This is a genomic window from Xanthomonas sp. LMG 12461 (assembly GCF_009192935.1).
GTDB lineage: Bacteria > Pseudomonadota > Gammaproteobacteria > Xanthomonadales > Xanthomonadaceae > Xanthomonas_A > Xanthomonas_A sontii.
The window spans coordinates 22891-44317 of record NZ_NQYT01000061.1; the positions used below are offsets into that span (position 1 = coordinate 22891).

Below are 21427 nucleotides of genomic sequence, written 5' to 3' on the forward strand. Positions count from 1 at the left end.
GGGGGACCGCGCAAAGAGTGATCGCGCGCTCAGATTCGCTCAGATTGATCGGCGGTGGGAAGGCTACATTGCGCGAGCCTCAACCCTAACGCCACCTTAACATCATGACGATTTCTTGCCGTCCGCGTCCGAGTACGCTGGCGAATGCGCTGTTCGTGCTTCCGTGGGCCGCCGGCCTGGCCTTGACGCTGACCTGCGCGACGGCACTGGCCCAGGAGGCCGCCCCGTCCACCGGCACCAGCACCACCGACGCCGCGGCGCCGATCGCGGTACAGGCGATCCGCGTCACCGGGGTCGGCGACCATCCGCGCGAGCAGATCGATCCGGCGCGCCTGCAGGCGCTGGCCGACGCGCGCCTGCGCGCACTCGGCGGCGGCACGGTGCCGGCCCAGCTCAGCTTCGCGCAACTGCAGCAGATCGCCGACACGCTGACCCAGGCCTACCGCCAGGCCGGCTTCCTGGTCGCCCGGGCATATCTGCCGGTGCAGACCCTGGGGCCGGACCAGGTGGTCGAGATCCGCGTGGTCGAAGGCCGGGTCGGCAAGATCACCGTCGAGGGCACGCGCCGCTACGACGACCGCCTGATCGCCAGCCCTGCCCTGGCCCTGCAGGGCCAGATCCTGCGCCAGCAGGATCTGCAGTCGGCGCTGCTGTATGCCCGCGACCTGCCGGGCGTGTCCGCCACCTCCGTGCTCAAGCCCGGCGCCAACCCCGGCGAGACCGACGTGGTGATCCAGGCCAGCGAGGAGCGCCCGCTGCAGGTCAGCGTCGGCGCCAGCAACTACGGCACCCCGAGCATCGGCCGCTACCGCGCGCAGCTCGGCGTGGACTGGAACAACCCGCTCGGTCTGGGCGACCACCTGTCGGCCAGCTATGCCTATGCGCTGGATCCGGCCAATACCTGGCAGGGCAGCCTCGCCTACCAGGTGCCGATCGCCGGCGTCGACGGCCTCAGCGCCAGCGCGTCCTACACGCGCAGCGTGGTCAACCTCGACAACGGCGCGTTCGCCGCGCTCGACATCCAGGGCCCGACCCAGCAGAGCGCGCTGGGCCTGGACTGGAAGTTCGTCAATTCCGATGCCTGGCGCGTGCAGAGCTGGCTGCACCTGGTCAAGGAAAGCTCGCGCCTGCAGGGCCTGGGCGTGCTGCTGTCCAAGCAGAAATTCGACGTGGCCGAGCTCGGCACCAGCGTGCGCCACGACGACCGCCGGCTCCACGCCATCGACCTGCTGCAGCTCAGCGTGCGCGGCGCGCTCGACGACGATTCGCCGCAGACCGATTACCTGTACGCCCGCCACGACCGCCACTTCACCGTCGCGCGCCTGAGCTACACCCGGCTGCAGGGGCTGACCGCCACGCAGCGCCTGCAGTTGCGGGTCAACGGCCAGTACAGCGACGACACCCTGACCCCGCTGGAGCAGTTCTCGCTGGGTGGACCGACCAGCGTGCGCGCCTTCCCGCTCGGCGCCGCGCTCGGCGACCGCGGCTTCGACTCCGGCCTGGAGTACCAGGTGGACGCACCAGGCTTCGCCAGCGCCGCCTCGCCGTTCGGCGGCCGCGCCTGGGGCCAACTGCTGACCGCCAGCGTGTTCTACGACTACGGCCGGGTCTACCCGAACGGCGCCAACCGCGCGGTGTACGACAGCGTCACCACCTTCGAGGGCGCCGGCGTCGGCCTCAGCTTCCGGCTGCCCGACTGGCACGGACTCTCGTTCGATCTGGCCGCGGCCAAGCCCACCGGCACCACCAAGCCGGGCGACGGCAAGGATGTGCGCTACTGGGCCCGCTTCGGCCTGACCTTCTGACCTGGGGATCTCCATGAACCGCATCTACCGCCTCGTCTTCAACCGCCACCTCGGCGTGCTCCAGGTCGCCTCCGAAGTCGCCACCGGCCACGCCGGCGCCACCGGCACCGGCGCGGCGCGCCTGGCCGCGCCGCTGCTGCCCTTCGCCCTGGCCTGTGCGCTGGCGGCGCCGGCCCACGCCAGCGGCGTGCCGTCGCTGTCCAGCGCCACCGGCGCCACCGTGTCGCAGAACGGCGGCACGCTGCAGATCGACCAGAACGCGGCCAAGGCGGTGCTGAACTGGAACAGCTTCAACGTCGGCAAGGACGCCAGCGTGGTGTTCGTGCAGCCGTCCAGCTCGGCGGTGGCACTCAACCTGATCGATGCCAGCCGCGGCGCCAGCGTCATCGACGGCAGCCTGCGCGCCAACGGCAATGTGTTCCTGATCAACTCCGCCGGCATTCTGTTCGGCAACCACGCGCAGGTGAACGTCGGCGGCCTGGTCGCCAGTTCGCTGGGCCTGGCCAGCGACGACGACAACGGCTACCTGCTCGCGCGGGGCGACCATGGCGCCGCCAGCGTGGTCAACCAGGGCAGCATCCGCGCCGGCAACGGCGGCTCGGTCAATCTCGTCGGCAACCATGTCGCCAACCGCGGCAGCATCAGCGCCGACGGCGGCGCCATCCGCCTGCTCTCCGCCGATCAGGTCAAGGTGACCATGGACGCGGCCGGCGCGATCGGCATGCAGATGGTCGCGGCGGCCAGCCAGTCGGTGGACGGCGCGGCGGCGGCGGTGGAGAACAGCGGCACGCTGCGCGCCAATGGCGGGCAGATCCTGCTGCAGGCCGGCAGCACCGGGCTGTCGCAGTTGCTGGTCAACAACACCGGCGCGCTCGAAGCCACCGGCATCGACACCTCCGGCGGCAGCGTGCGCCTGGTCGGCAGCGGCGGCGACGTGGCCAGCAGCGGCCGCATCGATGTCTCCGGCACCCACGGCGGCAGCGTGCAGGTGCTGTCCGATGGCGCGGTGAACGTCGCTGGCCGCATCGACGCCAGCGGCACCGCCGCCGGCGGCAGCGTGCGCATCGGCGGCGGCTACCAGGGCGGCGAACAGTTGCAACACGCCAGTGCGGCCACAGTCGCCGACGGCGCGCTGCTCGATGCCAGCGCGACCGGCCAGGGCAACGGCGGCTCCATCGTGGTCTGGTCCGACGGCCACACCGCGGTGCATGGCGCGCTGCGCGCCAACGCGGCCGGCAGCGGCAGCGGCGGCCTGCTCGAAACCAGCGGCCACACCGTCGACTTCTCCGGCATCGCCGTCGGCGCCAAGGGCGCCGGCCCCGGCAGCGCCGGCACCTGGCTGGTCGACCCGGAAGACCTGACCGTGGACAGCGCGGCCGCCAGCACCATCAGCGGCGCGTTGAACGGCGGCACCAACGTCATCCTGCTCACCTCCAGCACCAACGCCAGCGGCCCGGGCACCGTGAGCAACGGCAGCGGCGACATCAACGTCAATGCGGCGATCGGCTGGAGCGGCAACTCCACGCTGACCCTGGACGCCTACCACAGCATCTATCTCAATGCCGCCGTCACCGCCACCGGCAACACGGCCGGCCTGGTGCTGAACTACGGCGGCTACACCGACAACGGCACCGTCGGCGGCACGGGCGACTACTACGTCAACACCCCCGTCTCGCTCGGCGGCGCGCACGCCAGCCTGGCGATCAACGGGCAGGCGTACACGCTGATCCACTCGCTGGCCGACGCGGCTACCTATTTCAACAGCCCCGGCGCCTATGCGTTGGCCCAGGACATCGACCTGGCCGGCGTCACCCGCAGCAGCGCCCTGGTGTCCTCCTTCCAGAGCAAGCTGGCCGGCCTGGGCCACAGCATCAACAACCTGACCATCTCCGGCGCCAGCGGTTACGTCGGTCTGTTCGGCACCACCAGCAGCAACAGCCTCATCCGCGATGTGCACCTGGGCAACGTCTCCATCTCCGGCGGCTATTACGTCGGTGGCCTGGTCGGCTACGGCCAGGGCGCGATCAAGAACGTCACCGTCGACGGCGTGGTGAGCGGCACCTCGGGCGGCATCGGCGGATTGGCCGGCTACAACCTGGGTTTGATCGACAACGGCGTGTTCAACGGCAGCGTCAACGGGCAAAACACCGTCGGCGGCGTGGCGGGCAACAACGTCGGCGCCACGATCCGCAATTCCCACAGCACCGGCAGCGTGACCGGCAGCTCCAGCAACACCGGCGGCCTGGTCGGCTACAACGACGGCGGCAGCCTGACCAACACGTATTCCACCAGCACCGTGAGCGGCACCAGTTCCGTCGGCGGCCTGGTCGGAACCAACCAGAACGCCGGCTCGATCAAGAACAGCTACGCCACCGGCAGCGTGACCGGCAGCAGTTCCATGGTCGGCGGGCTGGTCGGCATGAACTACCAGAGCACCATCGCCAACACCTACGCCACCGGCAGCGTCACCGCAACGGCCTCGGTGGGCGGGCTCGTGGGCGTCAATAACGCGGGTGGTGCCAGCGTCAGCTCCAGCAGCGTCAGCAACAGCTACGCCACGGGTGCCGTCATCAGCACCAACAACAACAACGTGGGCGGACTGATCGGCGCCAATTCGGGCAGCGTCAGCAATGCGTCGTGGGACGTCGACAGCACCGGCCAGGCCAATGCCATCAGCAGCGGGGGCGGCGGCAGCGCCACCAATCTGACCAGCTTCGGCAGCAACAACCGTTACAGCCACAGCACCTACGGCAATCTCGGCACCTGGGCGTTGCTCGCCGGCACCAGCAACGTCTACGTCGCCAGCGATGGCGTCGGCAGTCCGGCCTGGATCATGATCGAGGGGCAGACGCGCCCGTTCCTGGCCAGCGAGTACAGCACCACCATCGGCAACGCACACCAGTTGCAACTGATGGCGTACAACATGGCGGCCAACTACAGCCTGTCGGCCGACATCGACGCCAGCCAGACCGCCGGCAGCAACGCCAGCGGCATGTGGAGCAGCGCCGGCTTCAGCCCGGTCGGCGACAGCAACAACGCCTTCACCGGCAGCCTCGACGGCGCGAACCACGCGATCTCCGGGCTGACCATCGCCCGCGGCGGCACGTCCTACGTCGGCCTGTTCGGCAACACCGGCGCTGCCAGCCGGATCGTCAACCTCGCCCTGACCGGCGCCACCGTCACCGGCACTGCCTACGTGGGCGGCGTCGCCGGCTTCAATGCCGGCACGCTCAGCGGCATCCGCGTCACCGGCACCATGAGCGGCACCGGCAACTTCATCGGCGGCCTCAGCGGCTACAACAACGCCGGGACGATCACCGGCGCGCAGACCAGCGGCAGCGTGGTCGGCAGCGGCGGCCCCTACAGCGGCAACTACGTCGGCGGACTGATCGGCAGCAACGCTGGCGGCACGATCAACGCGTCGTCCTCGTCGAGCACGGTCTCCGGCGGCAGCAGTGTCGGCGGCCTGGTCGGCAACGACTACCAGGGCAACTACAGCAACGTGCAGGCCAGCGGCAGCGCGACCAGCACCAGCACCGCCAGCGGCGACCATGTCGGCGGGCTGATCGGCAACGCCAATCAGAGCCAGATCCAGAACGCCTCGGCCAGCGGCAACGTCACCGCGACCACCACGCATGCGGGCGGTCTGCTAGGCCAGGCGTCCACCGCTACCCTCACCAATGTGCAGGCCAGCGGGAGCGTCTCCGGCTCGAACTACGTCGGCGGGCTGATCGGAGTGGCGAACAGGGGGACCATCACGAACGCGCACGCGACCGGTGGCGCATCGGGAGTCAACTATGTCGGCGGACTGGTCGGTAACCTCTTCAGCACAAGCCTCAGCGACGCTTACGCCGTCGGCGATGTTTCCGGCACGTCGTACATCGGCGGGCTGGTCGGGTACAACTCTCGAGGCAGCCTGGCCCGTGTCTATGCCACTGGTTTCATCGCCGCCACCGAGTATGCGGGCGGCCTGGTCGGTTACAACCTGACCGGCACCATCAACGCGGCCTATGCCGGCGGCCGTGGCGTGATCGGCACCCAGTATCTCGGCGGTCTGGTCGGCTATAACGATGGCGGCATCATCAACGCCAGCTACGCCATCGGCGACATAGGCGGCAGCAACGCCGTCGGCGGCCTGGTCGGCACCAACAGTGGCACGATCAACGCCAGCTTCTTCGCCACCGACATCGGCGGTAATCCGATCAACGCCGGCCTGCGCTTGGCGGGCAGCAACACCGGCAGCATCGATGCGATCAGCGGCGGCAGGTCCTGGAGCGCGTTGAACACGCTGTCCACCTTCACCGATGCCGGCTGGGCGATCGACAACCGCGGCGGCACCGGCCAGACCTGGCGCCTGTACGAACACATGGGCACGCCGCTGCTGCGCAGCTTCCTGACCCCGTTGACGATCGGCACCAGCCTCTCCGGGCTCGACAAGACCTACGATGGCAACGGTGTCAGCGGCACGATCTCGTCCTACACGGCCGGCGGCGCCTTCGACCCCAGCCTGCTGTTCGGATCGTCGCTGCGCTACGCGACCGCAGGCAATGGCGTCGGCAGCTATACCACCGGCAACGGCATGCTGCAGATCGGTGGCCTGGCGTCCTCGCAGCAGGGCTACGACATCGGCTACGTGGTCTCCGGCGGCATCGCCATCACCCCGGCGACGCTGACAGTGACGGCGACCTCGGGCTCCAAGACCTACGGCAGCACCCTCAACCTCAGCGGCTACCGCGTTTCCGGCCTGATCGGCAACGACAGCGTCTCCGGGGTCGCGCTGAGCAGCGCGGGCGCCGGTAGCGGCGCCGCAGTGGGCAACTATGCCGTCACCGCCTCCGGCGCGACCGGCGCCGGGCTGTCCAACTATGTCGTCAACTACGTCGACGGCAGCCTGCGCGTCGATCCGGCGACGCTGCGCATCGTCGCCAGCGACGCCAACAAGACCTACGGCGGCACCGTCAACCTCAGTGGCTACAGCGTTTCGGGCCTGCTCAACGGCGACACCGTCTCCGGCGTCGCCCTGGGCAGCGCCGGCGCCGGTGCCGGCGCCGCGGTCGGCAACTACGCCATCACCGCCTCCGGCGCGACCGGCGCAGGGCTGTCCAACTACGTCGTCAGCTACGTCGACGGCAGCCTGCGTGTCGATCCGGCCACCCTGCGCATCGTCGCCAACGACGCCAACAAGACCTATGGCGGCACCGTCAACCTCAGCGGCTACAGCGTTTCGGGCCTGCTCAACGGCGACACCGTCTCCGGCGTCGCCCTGGGCAGCGCCGGCGCCGGTGCCGGCGCCGCGGTCGGCAACTACGCCATCACCGCCTCCGGCGCGACCGGCGCCGGGCTGTCGAACTACGTCGTCAGCTACGTCGACGGCAGCCTCCGCGTCGATCCGGCCACCTTGCGCATCGTCGCCAGCGATGCCAGCAAGACCGTCGGCAGCACCGCCACCCTCACCGGCTACCGTGTCTCCGGCCTGCTCAACCGCGACACCGTCTCCGGCGTCGCCCTGAACAGTGCCGGTGCCGGCAGCGGCGCTGCGGTCGGCAACTACGCCATCACCGCCTCCGGCGCCACCGGTACGGGACTATCCAACTACGCCATCAGCTACGTCGATGGCCTGTTGAACGTGGTCGCCGGCAGCGGCGATGGCGGCGGCGCCGCTGTCCAGTTGCCCACCACCACCGTGCAGGCGATCAACACCTCGGTCGCCGCCGCCACGGTGACCAGCGATGCCGGCAGCACGACAGAGACCAGTCCGCAAAAGGCCGACGAGACGGCCAGGCAACTGGCGGCCGCGGCACATGGCGGCAGCAGCGGCACCGTGACGGCCGCCACCGACTCGATCCTGATCGTCGACGGCGGCATCCGCGCCCCGGCGGTCGCCTGCAGCCCGGGCGCGTCCAACGCCTCCGCGGACAGCTGCATCATCCGGCAGTAGCCGGGAATGACCCGACGACACCGCGCGGCGGTGTCGTCGGGTCATGGCACGGCTTTCGTCACGGCCCTCGCCGGCACACGAATCGGCACCGGGCTCTCTGCACAAACGCGCGGCGATCGGTCGTCGCCGCGCCCGATTGTTTTTGCTGTTGGCGCAGAGCGTGCGTCGGGATACGCACGGCCGCCTGCGATCAGGCATCCGTCGCCGGCGGCACGCGCGACACTGCGAGCTGTGCATCCGGGCGGCGCGGCAGCAGCAATACGAAGCAGACCGACTCGTCGGGTGCCTGCCTGGCCAGGCCGACCCATCCCCCAAGACGTTCGGCGATGCGCCGCACCAGGTACAGACCGAGCCCCGCGCCCGGCGCATGCCGCGCGCTTTCGCCGCGGTAGTACTTCTGGAACAGCCGCTCGCGTTCGGCAGGCGCGATGCGTTCGCCCGGATTGGCGACCTCCAGCCGCAGCCCTCCGGCACTGCCGCGGACGCGCACGCGGATGGCCATGCCCGCCGGGCAATGGCGGTCGGCATTGGCGAGCAGGTTGCGCACGGCCACCCGCAGCAGTCCGGTGTCGGTGAGCAGACCGTCGTCGTCGGTGAGAATCTCGCAGACCACGCGCTGCGGCGGGAAGTCACCGCACAGGTCGTCGAGCAGGACGCGCAGGGCGCACGGCTGCAGCCGCAGTTCCGAGGCCGCCTCGCCCATGCGGTCGTCGGCGAGATACTCGTCCACCAGCGCCAGCAGCCGTTGCGCCGCGTCGCGGATGTTGCCGCAGCGCACGCGATTGCGTTCCGGCGGCGCATCCAGCTTGCGCGCCAGCTGTTGCGCCGAGGTCATGATGACGGCCAGCGGCGTGCGGAACTCATGCGACACCATCGCCACGAAATCGCGTTGCTCCTGCATGACCTTGCGCTCGGTCTGCAGCAAGCCGCGCAGGTCGTTCTCCAGCGCCTGCCGCCTGCCGATTTCGTTGCGCAGCTCTGCGGTGCGCAAGGCCACGTCACGCTCCAGCGCCAGACCGTGCCTGCGCGCGAGTGCCACCGCGGCCTCGGCATGCCGCCGTTCGCGCAATCGGCGCTGCCGCTCGTAACGGCCGATGAGGAACACGCTCAGCAGCGTCATGTGCAGCATGGTGCCGAACGTGGTGGCGTACTGGGTCCATGCATTGACCGGGACGAATCCGAGGTTGCGCAGGAAGCCCAACATCACCCCCAGATAGAACGGAAAGAACGCGAGCACGAAGAACAGCGCCGGCCGATAGCGGCGCCACAGCAGGTGCAGCCCCAGCCCCGCCAGCAGCAGGATCTCCAGCAGGCCCAGCGACTGCACCGGCTGCATGCCCCAGGCGTAGTGGCCGGCGAGCACGAACACGGCGCAACCCAACGCGACCGCCCACAACAGACGTGTGCCCCAGCGCACCAGCCGCGGATGAAAGGCGCGCAGGTTCAGTTGCCGGCTGGCGACCTGGAATCCCACCGGCAGACTGCAGGCGATGCTGATGCCCAACAGCGTGTCGCTCCACGCCATCGGCATGCCGGTGACCTGCTGCACCAGACCGATGGACATCGCTTCGTTGAATACGCAGCCGCCGAGATAGGCCACGAACAGGCCACTCATGCGCGCGCGCGTGGCGAGCCAGAACAACACGTGCAGGCACAGCAGCAACAGGTAGAAGCCGAAATACAGGCCGAACTGCAGCCCCTCGCGCCGCGAGTGGTTATCGAACGGCAGCCGTTGCCAGACGTCCAGACGGGTGACCAACGCGTTCTTGCTGCGCAACCGCAGCAGCACCTCGTAATCGCCCGCATGCGTTGGCGCAAACTGGAAGACCGGACTGCGGTAGTCCACCGGCCAATCGCGCCGCGGCACGCGCTCGCCGCTGTCCCCCAGCGCGCGCCAGGCGCCGCCCGCGGGCCGCGCGTAGGCCTGCACGTCGTCGAGCAAGGCATTGCTCAATCGCACCATCCAGCCGCCGGGCGGTACACTCTGGACATGAACAGGCAGGCGCAGCCACACGGCACCGTCGGCGAATCCCGCGTTGAGGCCGTCGGGCAGCCGGGTCCAGCCGGTCGCGGCGGCGGCCTGCACCACGTCCAGTCGGCCGTGCGGATCGTCCAGGCGCTGCAGATACCCGCTCGCATCCTGGTGCGCGCTGGTCAACGGCAGCGCCGCGACCGGGGATGGCGCCGCGTCGGCGGCCACGGCCACGCCCACCACAAGCCATGCGCCCACCAGCCAGCGCCACCATTGCGCCATCATTCGCCATACCGCACCCTTGCCAGCCGATGACGTTACAGCAAACCGCACTGCGCGAGGACGCGACTCCATGTCCGACGTGATCCTGCTCGAGGACGAGCCGGTGCTGTGCGAGGAACTCAGCGAGTTCCTGCAGGATCTGGGCTACGTCGTCCTCTGCGTGGACAGCATCGCCGGCTTCCGGACGCGGTTCGATCCGGCGCGCCACACCATGGCCGTGATCGACGTCGGTCTTCCCGACGGCAGCGGCCTGGAACTGGTCAGTGAACTGCGGCGTGCCGGCCATCGGCTGGGCATCGTGGTGTTCAGTGCACGCAACACCGCCAGCGACCGCATCGCGGGACTGGAACTCGGCGTGGACCACTACCTGGGCAAGGGCGTCGATCTGGACGAACTCGCTGCCACCCTGGCGTCGCTGGGCCGGCGCCTGGCCCTGCCGCCGCCGGCGGCGCGCTGGGTCCTGGAACTGGCCGCCGCACGCCTGAACGTTCCCAACGCGCCGCCGGTGCCGCTGTCGCGCCAGGATCTGCTGGTGCTGGCCTGCCTGATGCGCCATGCCGGCGAGAGCGTGGGCCACCGCGAGATCGCCGAGGGGCTGGGGGTGAACTTCCTCGAGTACGACCGGCGGCGGCTGGACACGCAGATGTACCGCCTGCGGCGCCGCGTGGAAGAGATCAGCGGACGCCCGCTGCCGGTGAAGACCTTGCGCAACAGCGGCTATCGCTTCCACGCGCCAGCGGCGATCGCCCCCTGAGCGCCGCGGCGTGCCTCGCCGACGCGCCCTGCGGCCTTGCCACCAGTGCGCAAGCTCCGCTGCCGGCTCCCGCAACACGATGGCCCCGAAACGAAAAACGCCGGCGATGCCGGCGTTTTTCTTTCCTCGCAGGCGTTGCGGGGCCGATCAGCCCTGCCACTTGCCCAGCGCGGCCAGGCCGTTTTCCTTGGCGCGCTCGTACACCACCTGCTGCGCCTTGGCGAAATTGCCCTTCATGTCCTGCGCCCACAGCTTCAGCGCGGCCTGCTGCATGGCGCGGCCGTAGGAGAAGCTCAGCGGCCACGGCAGGTTGCCGAGCTGGTTCATCGCGTTGAGGTGCGCGGTGGACTGCTCGTCGGTCTGGCCGCCGGACAGGAACACGATGCCCGGCAGGATCGCCGGCACGGTGCTCTTGAGGCACATCACGGTGGACTCGGCCACTTCCTCGACACTGGCCTGCTCGTCGCAGTCCTTGCCGGCGATGACCATCGAGGCCTTGAGGATGGTGCCTTCCAGGACCACGTTCTGCTCGTACAGCGCGCCGAACAGCGAACGCAGCGTGGCTTCGGTGACCTCGTAGCAGGTCTCGATGTCGTGGTCGCCGTCCATCAGCACTTCCGGCTCCACCATCGGCACCAGGCCCTGCTCCTGGCACAGCGCGGCATAACGGGCCAGCGCATGCGCATTGGTCTCGATGCACACGCCCGACGGGATGTCCTCGCCGATGGTGATGACCGCACGCCACTTGGCGAAGCGCGCGCCGAGCTTGTAGTACTCCTCCAGGCGCGCGCGCAGACCGTCCAGGCCTTCGGTGATCAGTTCGCCCGGCATGCCGGCCAGCGGATGCGTGCCCTTGTCGACCTTGATGCCGGGGATGATGCCGTGCTCGGCCATGTACTTGGCGAACGGCACGCCGTCCTTGGTCTTCTGGCGGATCGTCTCGTCGTACAGGATCGCGCCGGAGATGTGGTCGCTCAGCTTGGGCGTGGTCAGCAGCAGCTCGCGGTAGGCACGGCGATTCTCTTCGACATTCTCGATGCCCACGCCGGCGAAGCGCTTGGCGATGGTGCTGGTGGATTCGTCGATCGCGATGATGCCCTTGCCCGGGGCGACCATTGCCTGTGCGGTTTCGGCAAGCTGTTCGATGCTCATACGGTTCCTGATGGCTGCAGCGGGGGAACGCCCATTATACCGGGCCGGCCTGCATGCATTCCGTTACCGCGGGAATTGCAAGCGGTTACAGGCGTAGACCGTGCATGTTCCCGGCACGTCAGCCAAGTGCATCCGTCATTGCGTCACACTGCGCCTCTTGTTCGGCCTGCGCGGTCTGCAGCGGCGCAGTGTCCAGGGCCGGCACCGGCGCAGGCGCGCCCTGCGCTGTCGGCAAGGCGATGTCGAGCGCATCGAGCAAGGGCTGCCAGTCGTCGGCACTGCGCGCGCGGCGGTGCGCCAGCAACGCGGCGTGGCGGCGCAGCCCCGGCAGCTGCCAGCGCAGTTCGCAGCAGACGCGATCGACTTCCTCGGCCGCTTCCGGCGCGGCGATCAGCCACGGCAGTTGCTCGACCATCTTGCCGGCGCCGGAATCGTGGATGGCCATGATGTAGCCCACGATCAACAGCAGCAGATGCTGCAAGGCCGCGCGCTCGTCCTCGCGCAGGTCGCCGCCGCGCTGCAGCCGCAACGCCTCGTCGCGCGCCCGTTCCAGGCCGTCGAGCAGGGCGGCCACCACCTCGCGCAGGTGCTGCGGATCGTGCGCCGGCGCCTGTTCCAGCGCGCAGTCGCGCAGGCGCTCGGTCAGCAGGTCGACCACGTCGCGCGGGAACTGTCCGGGCACCACGCGCAGCGCGATGCGCATCCGCGCCAGCGCCTGCGCATGGCCCTGCTCGCGTTCGAACAACCCATCCAGCGCTTCGGCACAGGAGATCAACCGGCCCAACGGCGACAGCGCCGACGCGCCGACCGGATAGCCGGAGCCGTCGATGCGTTCGTGGTGCTCGCGTGCAGCCGCGGCCTGCTGCGCCGAGTACACGCCGGATTCGCCCAGCAGCGCGGCGCTGATCACCGGGTGCACGCAGCGCATGCGCCACTGCGCGAAGTCCTGCTGCGCCTCCGGAATCTCCAGCACCACCGGATCCACGTACATCTCGCCGAGATCGTGCAGCAGGCCGACTTCCGCGGCCTCGCGCATCGCCGCATCCGAGCGCGACAGCAGCGCCGCCAGCCAGGACACCAGCATCGCCACCCGCACCGCGTGCGAGAACGCGGCCGGCCGGGTCTGGCCGAGGGTGGTCAGCAAGGTGCCCGGCGCGCCCAGCGTGCGGGCGCGGGCCAGCATGGCCATCACCGGCTGCGCCTGCTCGCCCAGCAATTGCCGCAGGTGCGGGTGTTCGTCCAGTTCGCGCTGCGCGGCCAACTGCACTTCGCTCGGGCGCAGTTCCTCGCAGAACGCCAGCGAGGATTCCAGCGGACGCAGCAGGCGCCGCGCGATCAGGCGCTCGCGCAGGCCGGCGTTGATGCGCTGGCCCTTGGCGACGAGCAGGATGCCGCGGCGGTCGCGGATATCCTCGGTGACCACCAGCTCGCGCGTGGCCGAGGCCTGGATCAGGTGTTCAAGGCAATGCGTGCCGGGGCGCTCGGGCAGGTCCAGCCCGAGTTCGGCGTGCGCGCTTGGGGACGTCATGGGGGTGTCGCACGATCAGGGAACGGGAGGGCGCCGCGCCGTTCCATGCGCGATCGAACAGGTATTGCCGACGGCGCGGCGGCCGGAGCCGCCGCGCCGCGTCCTTCAGAGTTCGCCCAGGCCGCTGGCACGGCCGTCCGGGCCGACCTCCAGCAGGCGCAGGGTGTTGGTCGCGCCGTGGGTTTCCATGTGCTCGCCGCTGGTGAACACCACGCGGTCGCCCGGCGCCAGCAGGCCGGCTTCGACCAGCACGCGGATCGCGCCGCGCGCGGCCTCGCGCGGGGTCAGGCCGCGGCTGTCGAAGTTGATCGGAAACACGTCGCGCATCATCGCCATGTGCCGGCGCGCGCCGTCGTGGCGGGTCACCGCGAAGATCGGCGCCTTGGCGCGGAAGCGCGACAGGTAGCGCGGCGTGCCGCCGGATTCGGTCATCGCCACGATCGCGCGCACGCCCACGTGCTGGGACAGGAACATCGTGGCCATGGCGATGGCCTGGTCGGCGCGCTCGAGGTTGCGCGGGGCCATGCCGAAGTCGGTTTCGGTCTCGAACTGGCGCTCGGCGCCCAGGCAGATGCGCGCCATCGCCTCGACCGCGCGGATCGGATAGGCGCCGGCGGCGCTCTCGGCCGACAGCATCACCGCGTCGGTGCCGTCGATCACCGAGTTGGCCACGTCCAGCACTTCGGCGCGGGTCGGGATCGGGCTCTCCACCATCGACTGCAGCATCTGCGTGGCGGTGATCACCACTTTGTTCTGCGCCAGCGATTCCTTGATGATCTTCTTCTGCAGGCCGGGCAGCTCGGCGTCGCCGATTTCCACGCCCAGGTCGCCACGCGCGACCATCACCACGTCCGAGGCCTCGACGATCTCGCTCAGGTTCTCGATCGCCTCGGTGCGCTCGATCTTGGACACCAGCGCCGCGTCGCAGCCGTGCGCGCGGGCGATGCGCCGCGCCTCGTTCATGTCCTCGGCGTTGCGGCAGAACGACACCGCGATGAAGTCCACGCCGATCTTGGCGACGATGCCGATCAGTTCCTTGTCGCGCTCGGTCAGTGCGCCCAGCGACAGGCCGCCACCCTGCTTGTTGAGTCCCTTGCGGTCGGACAGCACGCCATCGTTGAGCACGCTGGTGACGATGCGCTCGCCCTGCACCTCGACCACCTTCAGCTGCATCAGGCCATCGTCCAGCAGCAGCACGTCGCCCGGCGCCACGTCCTGCGGCAGGCCCAGGTAGCTGACGCCGACCTGGCTGGCGTCGCCCGGCGCGGCATTGGCATCGGCGATGAGGTCGAAGCGGTCGCCGAGCTTGAGCGAGACCTTGCCCTGGGCGAAGCGCTCGATGCGGATCTTCGGACCGGGCAGGTCGGCGAGGATGCCGATCTCGGCACCGACGCGGGCCGCGGCGGCGCGCACTTCGGCGGCGCGCTTGGCCTGGCCGGACGGATCGCCGTGGCTGAAGTTCAACCGCACCACGTTGACGCCGGCGCGGAACAGATCCTCGAGCACGCCGGGCGGGTCGGTGGCCGGACCGAGGGTGGCGAGAATCTTGGTGCGGCGCTGGCGTTCGATCATGATGGCATCCTTGGAAAAAGCGCTCAAAGCTAGCACACGCGCCCATCACACAGCATGGCATTTCGGCATAGACGCACGCGCGGTCCGGCATAGCGAGCGGACAATGCGGGACAGTATGTGGTCATGCCGCGCCAACCGGCGCCGGCCCGCGGGCGCCATCTGGATGAGATGACATCAGGCCACGCGCGATGCGCGGCCAAGCCATGTGCGCCGAACGCACCGGCGCACATGCCCATTCAGGCGACTCAGGCCGCAACCAGCGCCGGCAACTGCGCCGGCGACTGCGCCAGCACATCGGCACCGGCCTGGCGCAGCTCCTCGGCATCGCCGAAGCCCCACAGCACGCCGATGCTGCGCATGCCGTGATGGCGCGCGCCGTCGATGTCCATGCGCCGGTCACCGATCATGCGGCACTGCGCCGGCACGACAGAGAGCCGGCGCAGCGCCTCGGCGATCAGGTCCGGCTTGGCCCGGCGCGCGCCGTCGTCGCTGGCACCGACGATCTCCTCGAAGCGAGCGCCGAACGGCAACTGCTCGACGATGCGCCGCGCGAAGCGCTCGTTCTTCGAGGTCACCACCGCCAGGCGATGCCCGGCTGCGGCGATCGCCTCCACCGCCGCGCCGATGTCCGGGAACACCGTGTGCTCGCGCCAGCCATGGCTGTCGTAGCGGCTGCGGTACAGCGTCAAGGCCTGCTCCACCAACGCCGCATCGCCGCCGAAGTGCTGCTGGAAGCTGTCGCGCAGCGGCGGGCCGATCCAGGCGCGCAACTGCGCCGGGGTCGGCAGCGGCTGGCCCAGTTCGGCGAAGGCATGGCGCAGGCTGCCGACGATGCCGACCTCCGAATCGACCAGGGTGCCGTCCAGGTCGAAGAACAGGACGTCGGCGGCGCTCACGCGCCGCGCGCCTGCAATGCGGCCACCGCCGGCAGGGTCTTGCCTTCCAGGAACTCCAGGAACGCGCCGCCGCCGGTGGAGATGTAGCTGACCTGCTCGGCGATGCCGTACTTGTCGACCGCGGCCAGGGTGTCGCCACCGCCGGCGATGGAGAACGCCGACGATGCGGCGATCGCCCGCGCCAGGGTTTCGGTGCCCTTGCCGAAGGCATCGAACTCGAATACGCCGACCGGGCCGTTCCAGACCACGGTGCCGGCCCTGGCGATCAGCTCGGCGTAGTGCGCGGCGGTCTGCGGGCCGATGTCCAGGATCAGGTCGTCGTCGGCGACGTCGGTGACCGCCTTCACCGTGGCCTCGGCGTCGGGCATGAACTGCTTGGCCACCACCACGTCGCTGGGCAGCGGGATCGCCGCGCCGCGCGCATTGGCATCGGCCACGATCTTGCGCGCGGTGTCGAGCAGGTCCGGCTCGCACAGCGACTTGCCGACCGCATGCCCGGCCGCGGCGATGAAGGTGTTGGCGATGCCGCCGCCGACGATCAGCTGATCGACCTTGTCCACCAGGTTGGACAGCAGTTCCAGCTTGGTCGAGACCTTGCTGCCGGCGACGATCGCCAGCAGCGGCTTGGCCGGCTGTTCCAGCGCCTTGGCCAGCGCGTCCAGCTCCGCCATCAGCAGCGGGCCGCCGGCGGCGACCGGCGCGAACCTGATCACGCCATGGGTGGACGCCTGCGCGCGGTGCGCGGTGCCGAAGGCATCCATCACGAATACGTCGCACAGCGCCGCGTACTTCTTCGCCAGGGCCTCGTCGTCCTTGCCCTCGCCGACGTTCATGCGGCAGTTCTCCAGCAGCACGATCTGCCCGGGCTGCACGTCCACGCCATCGACCCAGTCGCGGATCAGCGGCACGTCGACGCCGAGCAGCGCAGCCAGGCGGATGGCCACCGGCTCCAGCGAATCCTCCTGGGTCCACACGCCTTCCTTGGGCCGGCCCAGATGCGAGGTCACCATCACCGCCGCGCCCTGCTCCAGCGCGTGCTTGAGCGTCGGCACCGAGGCCAGGATGCGCTGCTCGGAGGTGATCAGGCCATTGTCGATCGGCACATTCAGATCTTGCCGGATCAGCACGCGCTTGCCGGACAGGTCGAGATCGGTCATTCGCAGGATGGACATGTGATTGCTCGCTTTCGTGGGGTTGCAAAGGGAAAACCGCGCCATCGGTGCAGTATCGGCGTCGGCATCGGAACGTCGGGTGCACGCCGTTCGGCCGATCGCCGCGCGCCGGCGAAACCGCCATTGTCCGGCGTCGGCCGCACAGCGGCAAATCGCTGGGGGACGGTGCGCTGCCCCGCGCGCGCGGCGCGGCGTGCACGCCGTCGCCGCGGGATCGATCAGCCCGTGCCCTCGCCGGCGCCGGGTTTGCGCAGCAGGCTGAGCGCGAAACCGACCACCAGCAGCGCACCGCCGACCAGCAGCGCCCACAGCAGCCAGGTCTTCCAGTCGCGCGGCGGCGGTGGCGCCTGCAGCGCCGCGGCACCGGCAAGTGGCTGCGCCGCGCCGAGGCTGGCAGTGGCCGGCGCCCATTGCGGCCCACGCTGGGTGTGCAAGGCCTGCAACGCGGCGGCCAGCGGCGCCTGCGCACGCTGGGTGCGCGCACTGCCGGCGGCCAGCGCATAAGGCGGCGCGCCCTGCGCCAGGAACACCAGCGTCTCCGGCTGGTAGCCCAGGCGCAGCGCCGGCCGCTGCCGGCCCGGGTCCTGCGCCGCCAGCAACCGCCAGTAGCGGTCGCGCACCGGCGCAGTCAGCGCCTGCGGCGGCGAGCGGCTGCCGCCGCCCACCTGGTAGGCCAACCATGGACCGGCGCGGTCCTGCCACGGCGCCTCGGCGCTGTCGCGGCTCTGCACGCGCCATTCGATGGCGTTGTTGCCGGGCAAGGCGATGTCGACGCGCGTCACCGGGTAGCGCCCCGGCGACACGAAGGCATAGCCGTGCTGCGCGGGATCGGTGCTCGCCGCGTCCAGTTGTTGCCAATGCCAGTCGGCGACGACCGGCGTCGGTGCCAGTTCGGCCTCCACCCCGGTCAGCGGCGGCGCGCCGGCACCGGCCAGCGGCAGCAGGCGCAGATAGCGCACTTCGCGGCCGATGGGGATGCGCAGTTGCTGCAGCCGGTGCCCCTGGTTGCTGAGGTCGACCAGGGTCGCATCGGCCACCAGCACCTCCCAGTCGCGCAGATCGTCGCTGCCCTCGACGCGGTAGCGCGCCTGCTGTGGCTGCGCAGCGGCGGCCCATTGCAGCGACAGCGCGCGCAGCGGCGCATGCAACGCGCTGGCATCGACCAGCCAGCCGGCAGCGCCCGCGTCGGAGCCAGCGCCGGCCACGCGGGTCTGGATGCGGCGCACACTGCCGTCGCTGTCGCGCTCGGCGATCAGCTCCAGATCCGGGGTCCGCCCGTCGGGCGCCGCCGGCAGCGGAAACCACGGCAACGGCTGCCGGCGCGGCGCCGTCTCGGCCTGTTCGGCGGCGAACAGGGCCGCCGGCAGCGGGTCGCCGGCCGCGTTGAACACCTCCACGTCGCCCAGCGAGGCGCGCTGCGCGCTGCGGTAGACCGCATCGTCGAGCTGCACGCGATAGGCGCCGGCATCGGCGTCCTGCAGGGTCAGCGGCCACTGCTGGGCGTAGTCGTCGCGCTGGCTGGTCGCGAACGCGCACAGCGGCAACCCGGCCAGCAACAATGGAAACAGCGCACGTCGGATCATGGGATGGCCTCCTCGGCCGGTTCGGCAGCGCGCGGCGGCGCCGGCGCCAGATAGCCGACCACCGTACACAACAACCCGTACGCGATGAACGAGGCGATACCGGCGACGTTGCCGAGGTTGCCGCGGTCCACCAGCAGCAGCTTGCCCAGCACCACCGCCATCAATACCGCGCCGGCCAGCCACAGGCCGCGCTGGCCGCGCCGCGAGCCCAGCACCCAGCCGAGCACGCCCAGCACGCTCCAGACCACGGTCAGGCTGGTCTGCGCCACGCCATTGCCAAGCACGCCGGGCCACGGCACCGCCGCCCAGTAATGCACCGCATGCAGGGTGACGCTGGTGATCCACAGGAAGCCGGCACCGGCCAACAGTTGGGTGCGCCAGGGCCGCAGCAGCGCCGGCAGCTCCGCGGTGCGGGTCCAGCGCACGCCCAGGACCAGCAGCGCCAGTTGGGTCAGTTCCAGCGGATTGAGCACCGGCACCCAGGGCAGCGGCGCGCTGCTGCCGGGCAGGCCCAGGCTGTACAGCCAGGCCACCGCCAGCAGGCCGAAGTAGGTGCTCTGCAGCGCGCTGCGGCACGGCGCGAATGCCGCACCCAGCGGGGCCGCCAGCCAATTCCAGCGCCACAGCGACAGCGCCGTCGCCAGCAACCAGGGCGCCAGCAACAGCATCCAGCGCCAGCCGGCGGCGAGCTCGCTGTGCAGCGCGATCCAGGTGCACAGCAGCCCGACCACGCTGGGCCACACCAGCCACCACACGAACTGCGCCGCACGCGCGACGCCGCCACCGCTGTCGCGCAGGCACAGCAGGCTGCGCACGCCGAGCACCGCGAACAGCGCCCAGGCCCAGGCGCCATGCCCGGCGAACGGCTGCCCGTGCACATCGGCCTGCCAGACCGCCAGCGGCAAGGCCAGGGCCAGGCCACCCAGCGTGGTCGCGGCCAGCGCCAGTGCCGGCCAGCGCCGCTGCGCCTCGGCGGCGAGCCAGCCGCTGACCGCGACCCAGGCGAGCAGCACGTCGGCACGCGCGTCGGCGTCGACGAATCGCACGATCTCGGTGACGCCGATCCCGCACCACCAGAACAGCCCCCACACGTAGTAGCCCAGCGCCGGCACGGCGGCCCGCCCACGGCGGTAGCACCAGGCGCTGGCGAAGCCGGCCAGCGCCAGCAGCAGCCCGCTCATGAAGGTGGCGTTGGCCACCGCCTGGGTGTCCTGGGCGATGTCCTCCACGCCCACCAGGAAACCGAACGACGCCGCCAGTTGCAGGCCGGCGCCGCTGAACTGCGGCAGCCAGCGCCGCTGGCGCAGGCCCAGCCACGCCAACGCCGCCCCCTCCAGCGCGAACACGCTGGCGGTCGCGCGCGCGGACAGCGCCAGCGGCACCGCCAACGTGGCGAACCCCACCGCCAGCACCGCATACGCCTGCCCCAGCATCGCGAAGCTCGCGCGCCGGATCAGCGCCGCCGCCAGCAGGGCATAGATCGCCGCCAGTCCCAGCGCACACAGGGCCAACGGCAGGCCGTCGCCGCGCAGCAGCCCCGCCTGCAGCGAAAACGCGATCAGCGGCGTGCCGAACACCAGGCTGCCGTCGATCAGCGTGCTGCGCGCTGCCTGGCGCCGCGCGTACAGGATCGGGATCAGCAGGTAGAAGGCGAAGAACAGCAGCAGGAACGGCTCGGTGCTGGCGAACTTCTCGGGCCGGTACTGCAACACGCCCCACAGCGTGCCGATGCCGAAGGTGAAGCCGAACCCGAGCAGGTTCAGCACCCGCCACGGCCGGTACCAGGCGATCGCGAACACCGCGGCATTGAGCAGCGCGTAGTAGGAGAACAGCGCCACATGGTTGCCGCCGCCGGTGGACAGCCACAGTGGCGCGAGGAAGCCGGCCAGCGTGCCCAGCACCGCCAGCGTGCGCGATTCCTGCGCCACCGCCAGCACGCACATGCCCGCGACCAGGGCGATGCTCAGCGCCAGCGCCGCGCCGGCGAGGATCAGCCCGGACAGCTTGAAGGCGGCGAACACGGTCAGCAGCAGCACGCCGATCGCCCCACCCTGCAGGGCCAGCGCGAAGCTGCGCTTGCGCGTGCGCTGGCGCCAGCCGAAGGCCAGGCCGGCCAGCGACGCGGCGGCGATACCGGCGTAGCGCAGCTCGATCGGCATGCGCAGCCAGCCCTGGTCGCCGGCGTACTTCAGCAGTGCGGCGACGCCGGCCAGCAGCACCAGCATGCCGATCTTGACCGGGACATTGCCCTCGGTGAACCAGCGTTTGATCCCGCCCAACAGCCGTTCGATCGGATCCGGCCCACGCGGCGCGGCGGGCTGGGCCGTCGCGGCGGTACGCGCCTGGGCTTGCTGCTGCTCGGCGCGTTCGACCGCGGCGGCCAGCGTCGCGAAATCGTCGTCCCCGGGAGGCACCGGCAAGGGCGGCGGCAGCGGCGGTGGCGCCGCGGCGCGCTCGGCGAACGGGTCTGGACGCGGAAGGTCGAGGCCTGCAGCGAACGGCATGCCCTCCGCCTCGGGCTCAGGTTCGGCGACGGCAGCCTGGCCCTCTGCGGCAGCGGCCGCGGAATCGGCGCGATCCGTTGCGGCGGCAGGCGTGGCGGCGGCCATCCGCGCCACCTGCGCCTCCAGTGCGGCGAGCCGCTGGCGCAGGCGCGACTGCCCAACCAAGGCCACGATCGACAGCAGTGGCAACGCCAGCACCACCAGCGCCGCAAACACCACCAGCACGACCAACTTGTCCATTCGTCTCACATCTCCAAAGGCGGTGGTGC

The 21427-nt window shown here is 70.4% G+C and carries 11 protein-coding genes; 3 read left to right on the forward strand and 8 right to left on the reverse strand.

Going from position 1 to position 21427, the window contains the following annotated elements:
• The first annotated feature begins 104 nt into the window (after positions 1 to 104).
• Both CEK68_RS15780 and CEK68_RS15785 read left to right on the forward strand, forming a co-directional pair.
• Entirely contained in the window at positions 105 to 1805 is a 1701-nt protein-coding gene (locus CEK68_RS15780; RefSeq protein ID WP_152239955.1) for a ShlB/FhaC/HecB family hemolysin secretion/activation protein, read from the forward strand.
• Between the two features lie 13 nt (positions 1806 to 1818).
• A complete protein-coding gene (locus CEK68_RS15785) occupies positions 1819 to 7743 on the forward strand; it encodes an MBG domain-containing protein (RefSeq protein ID WP_152239956.1) in 5925 nt (1974 codons plus the stop codon).
• A gap of 190 nt (positions 7744 to 7933) precedes the next feature.
• Here the strand turns inward: CEK68_RS15785 and CEK68_RS15790 are convergent, their stop codons facing one another.
• The gene (locus CEK68_RS15790; protein WP_226977912.1) at positions 7934 to 9973 is read right to left on the reverse strand and encodes a sensor histidine kinase; all 2040 of its coding nucleotides are present in this window, start codon (positions 9971 to 9973) and stop codon (positions 7934 to 7936) included.
• A gap of 94 nt (positions 9974 to 10067) precedes the next feature.
• Here CEK68_RS15790 and CEK68_RS15795 point away from each other — a divergent pair, with 94 nt between their 5' ends.
• Positions 10068 to 10751, forward strand: coding sequence for a response regulator transcription factor (locus tag CEK68_RS15795; RefSeq protein WP_152239958.1), 684 nt, complete (start codon positions 10068 to 10070; stop codon positions 10749 to 10751).
• Positions 10752 to 10898: 147 nt separating this feature from the next.
• Here the strand turns inward: CEK68_RS15795 and CEK68_RS15800 are convergent, their stop codons facing one another.
• The 7 genes from CEK68_RS15800 to CEK68_RS15830 all read right to left on the reverse strand — a co-directional run bounded on the left by CEK68_RS15800 (position 10899) and on the right by CEK68_RS15830 (position 21398).
• On the reverse strand, positions 10899 to 11903 hold the full coding sequence (locus CEK68_RS15800) for a class I fructose-bisphosphate aldolase (protein WP_010341500.1): 1005 nt from the start codon (positions 11901 to 11903) through the stop codon (positions 10899 to 10901).
• A 118-nt stretch (positions 11904 to 12021) separates the two neighbouring features.
• Positions 12022 to 13431, reverse strand: coding sequence for an HD domain-containing phosphohydrolase (locus tag CEK68_RS15805; protein ID WP_152239959.1), 1410 nt, complete (start codon positions 13429 to 13431; stop codon positions 12022 to 12024).
• Positions 13432 to 13536: 105 nt separating this feature from the next.
• Positions 13537 to 15003 carry a pyruvate kinase gene (pyk, locus tag CEK68_RS15810; RefSeq protein ID WP_026144035.1) on the reverse strand — a complete coding sequence of 489 codons (1467 nt, stop codon included), beginning with the start codon at positions 15001 to 15003 and terminating at the stop codon, positions 13537 to 13539.
• Between the two features lie 245 nt (positions 15004 to 15248).
• Positions 15249 to 15899, reverse strand: a complete 651-nt coding sequence (locus CEK68_RS15815; RefSeq protein WP_152239960.1) for an HAD-IA family hydrolase — start codon at positions 15897 to 15899, stop codon at positions 15249 to 15251.
• Entirely contained in the window at positions 15896 to 17071 is a 1176-nt protein-coding gene (locus CEK68_RS15820) for a phosphoglycerate kinase (RefSeq protein WP_152239961.1), read from the reverse strand. Before CEK68_RS15820 ends, CEK68_RS15815 begins: the two co-directional genes overlap by 4 nt.
• Before the next feature lie 218 nt (positions 17072 to 17289).
• Positions 17290 to 18654, reverse strand: coding sequence for a DUF3999 domain-containing protein (locus tag CEK68_RS15825; RefSeq protein ID WP_152236158.1), 1365 nt, complete (start codon positions 18652 to 18654; stop codon positions 17290 to 17292).
• The gene (locus CEK68_RS15830; protein ID WP_152239962.1) at positions 18651 to 21398 is read right to left on the reverse strand and encodes a DUF2339 domain-containing protein; all 2748 of its coding nucleotides are present in this window, start codon (positions 21396 to 21398) and stop codon (positions 18651 to 18653) included. The genes CEK68_RS15825 and CEK68_RS15830 overlap by 4 nt, the downstream gene beginning before the upstream one ends.
• Positions 21399 to 21427 lie beyond the last annotated feature (29 nt).

Coding starts and splice junctions, on each gene's coding strand:
- CEK68_RS15780 (WP_152239955.1), top strand. CDS start 105: ATGACGATTTCTTGCCGTCCGCGTCCGAGTACGCTGGCGAATGCGCTG.
- CEK68_RS15785 (WP_152239956.1), top strand. CDS start 1,819: ATGAACCGCATCTACCGCCTCGTCTTCAACCGCCACCTCGGCGTGCTC.
- CEK68_RS15795 (WP_152239958.1), top strand. CDS start 10,068: ATGTCCGACGTGATCCTGCTCGAGGACGAGCCGGTGCTGTGCGAGGAA.
- CEK68_RS15800 (WP_010341500.1), bottom strand. CDS start 11,903: ATGAGCATCGAACAGCTTGCCGAAACCGCACAGGCAATGGTCGCCCCG.
- CEK68_RS15805 (WP_152239959.1), bottom strand. CDS start 13,431: ATGACGTCCCCAAGCGCGCACGCCGAACTCGGGCTGGACCTGCCCGAG.
- pyk (WP_026144035.1), bottom strand. CDS start 15,003: ATGATCGAACGCCAGCGCCGCACCAAGATTCTCGCCACCCTCGGTCCG.
- CEK68_RS15820 (WP_152239961.1), bottom strand. CDS start 17,071: ATGTCCATCCTGCGAATGACCGATCTCGACCTGTCCGGCAAGCGCGTG.
- CEK68_RS15825 (WP_152236158.1), bottom strand. CDS start 18,654: ATGATCCGACGTGCGCTGTTTCCATTGTTGCTGGCCGGGTTGCCGCTG.
- CEK68_RS15830 (WP_152239962.1), bottom strand. CDS start 21,398: ATGGACAAGTTGGTCGTGCTGGTGGTGTTTGCGGCGCTGGTGGTGCTG.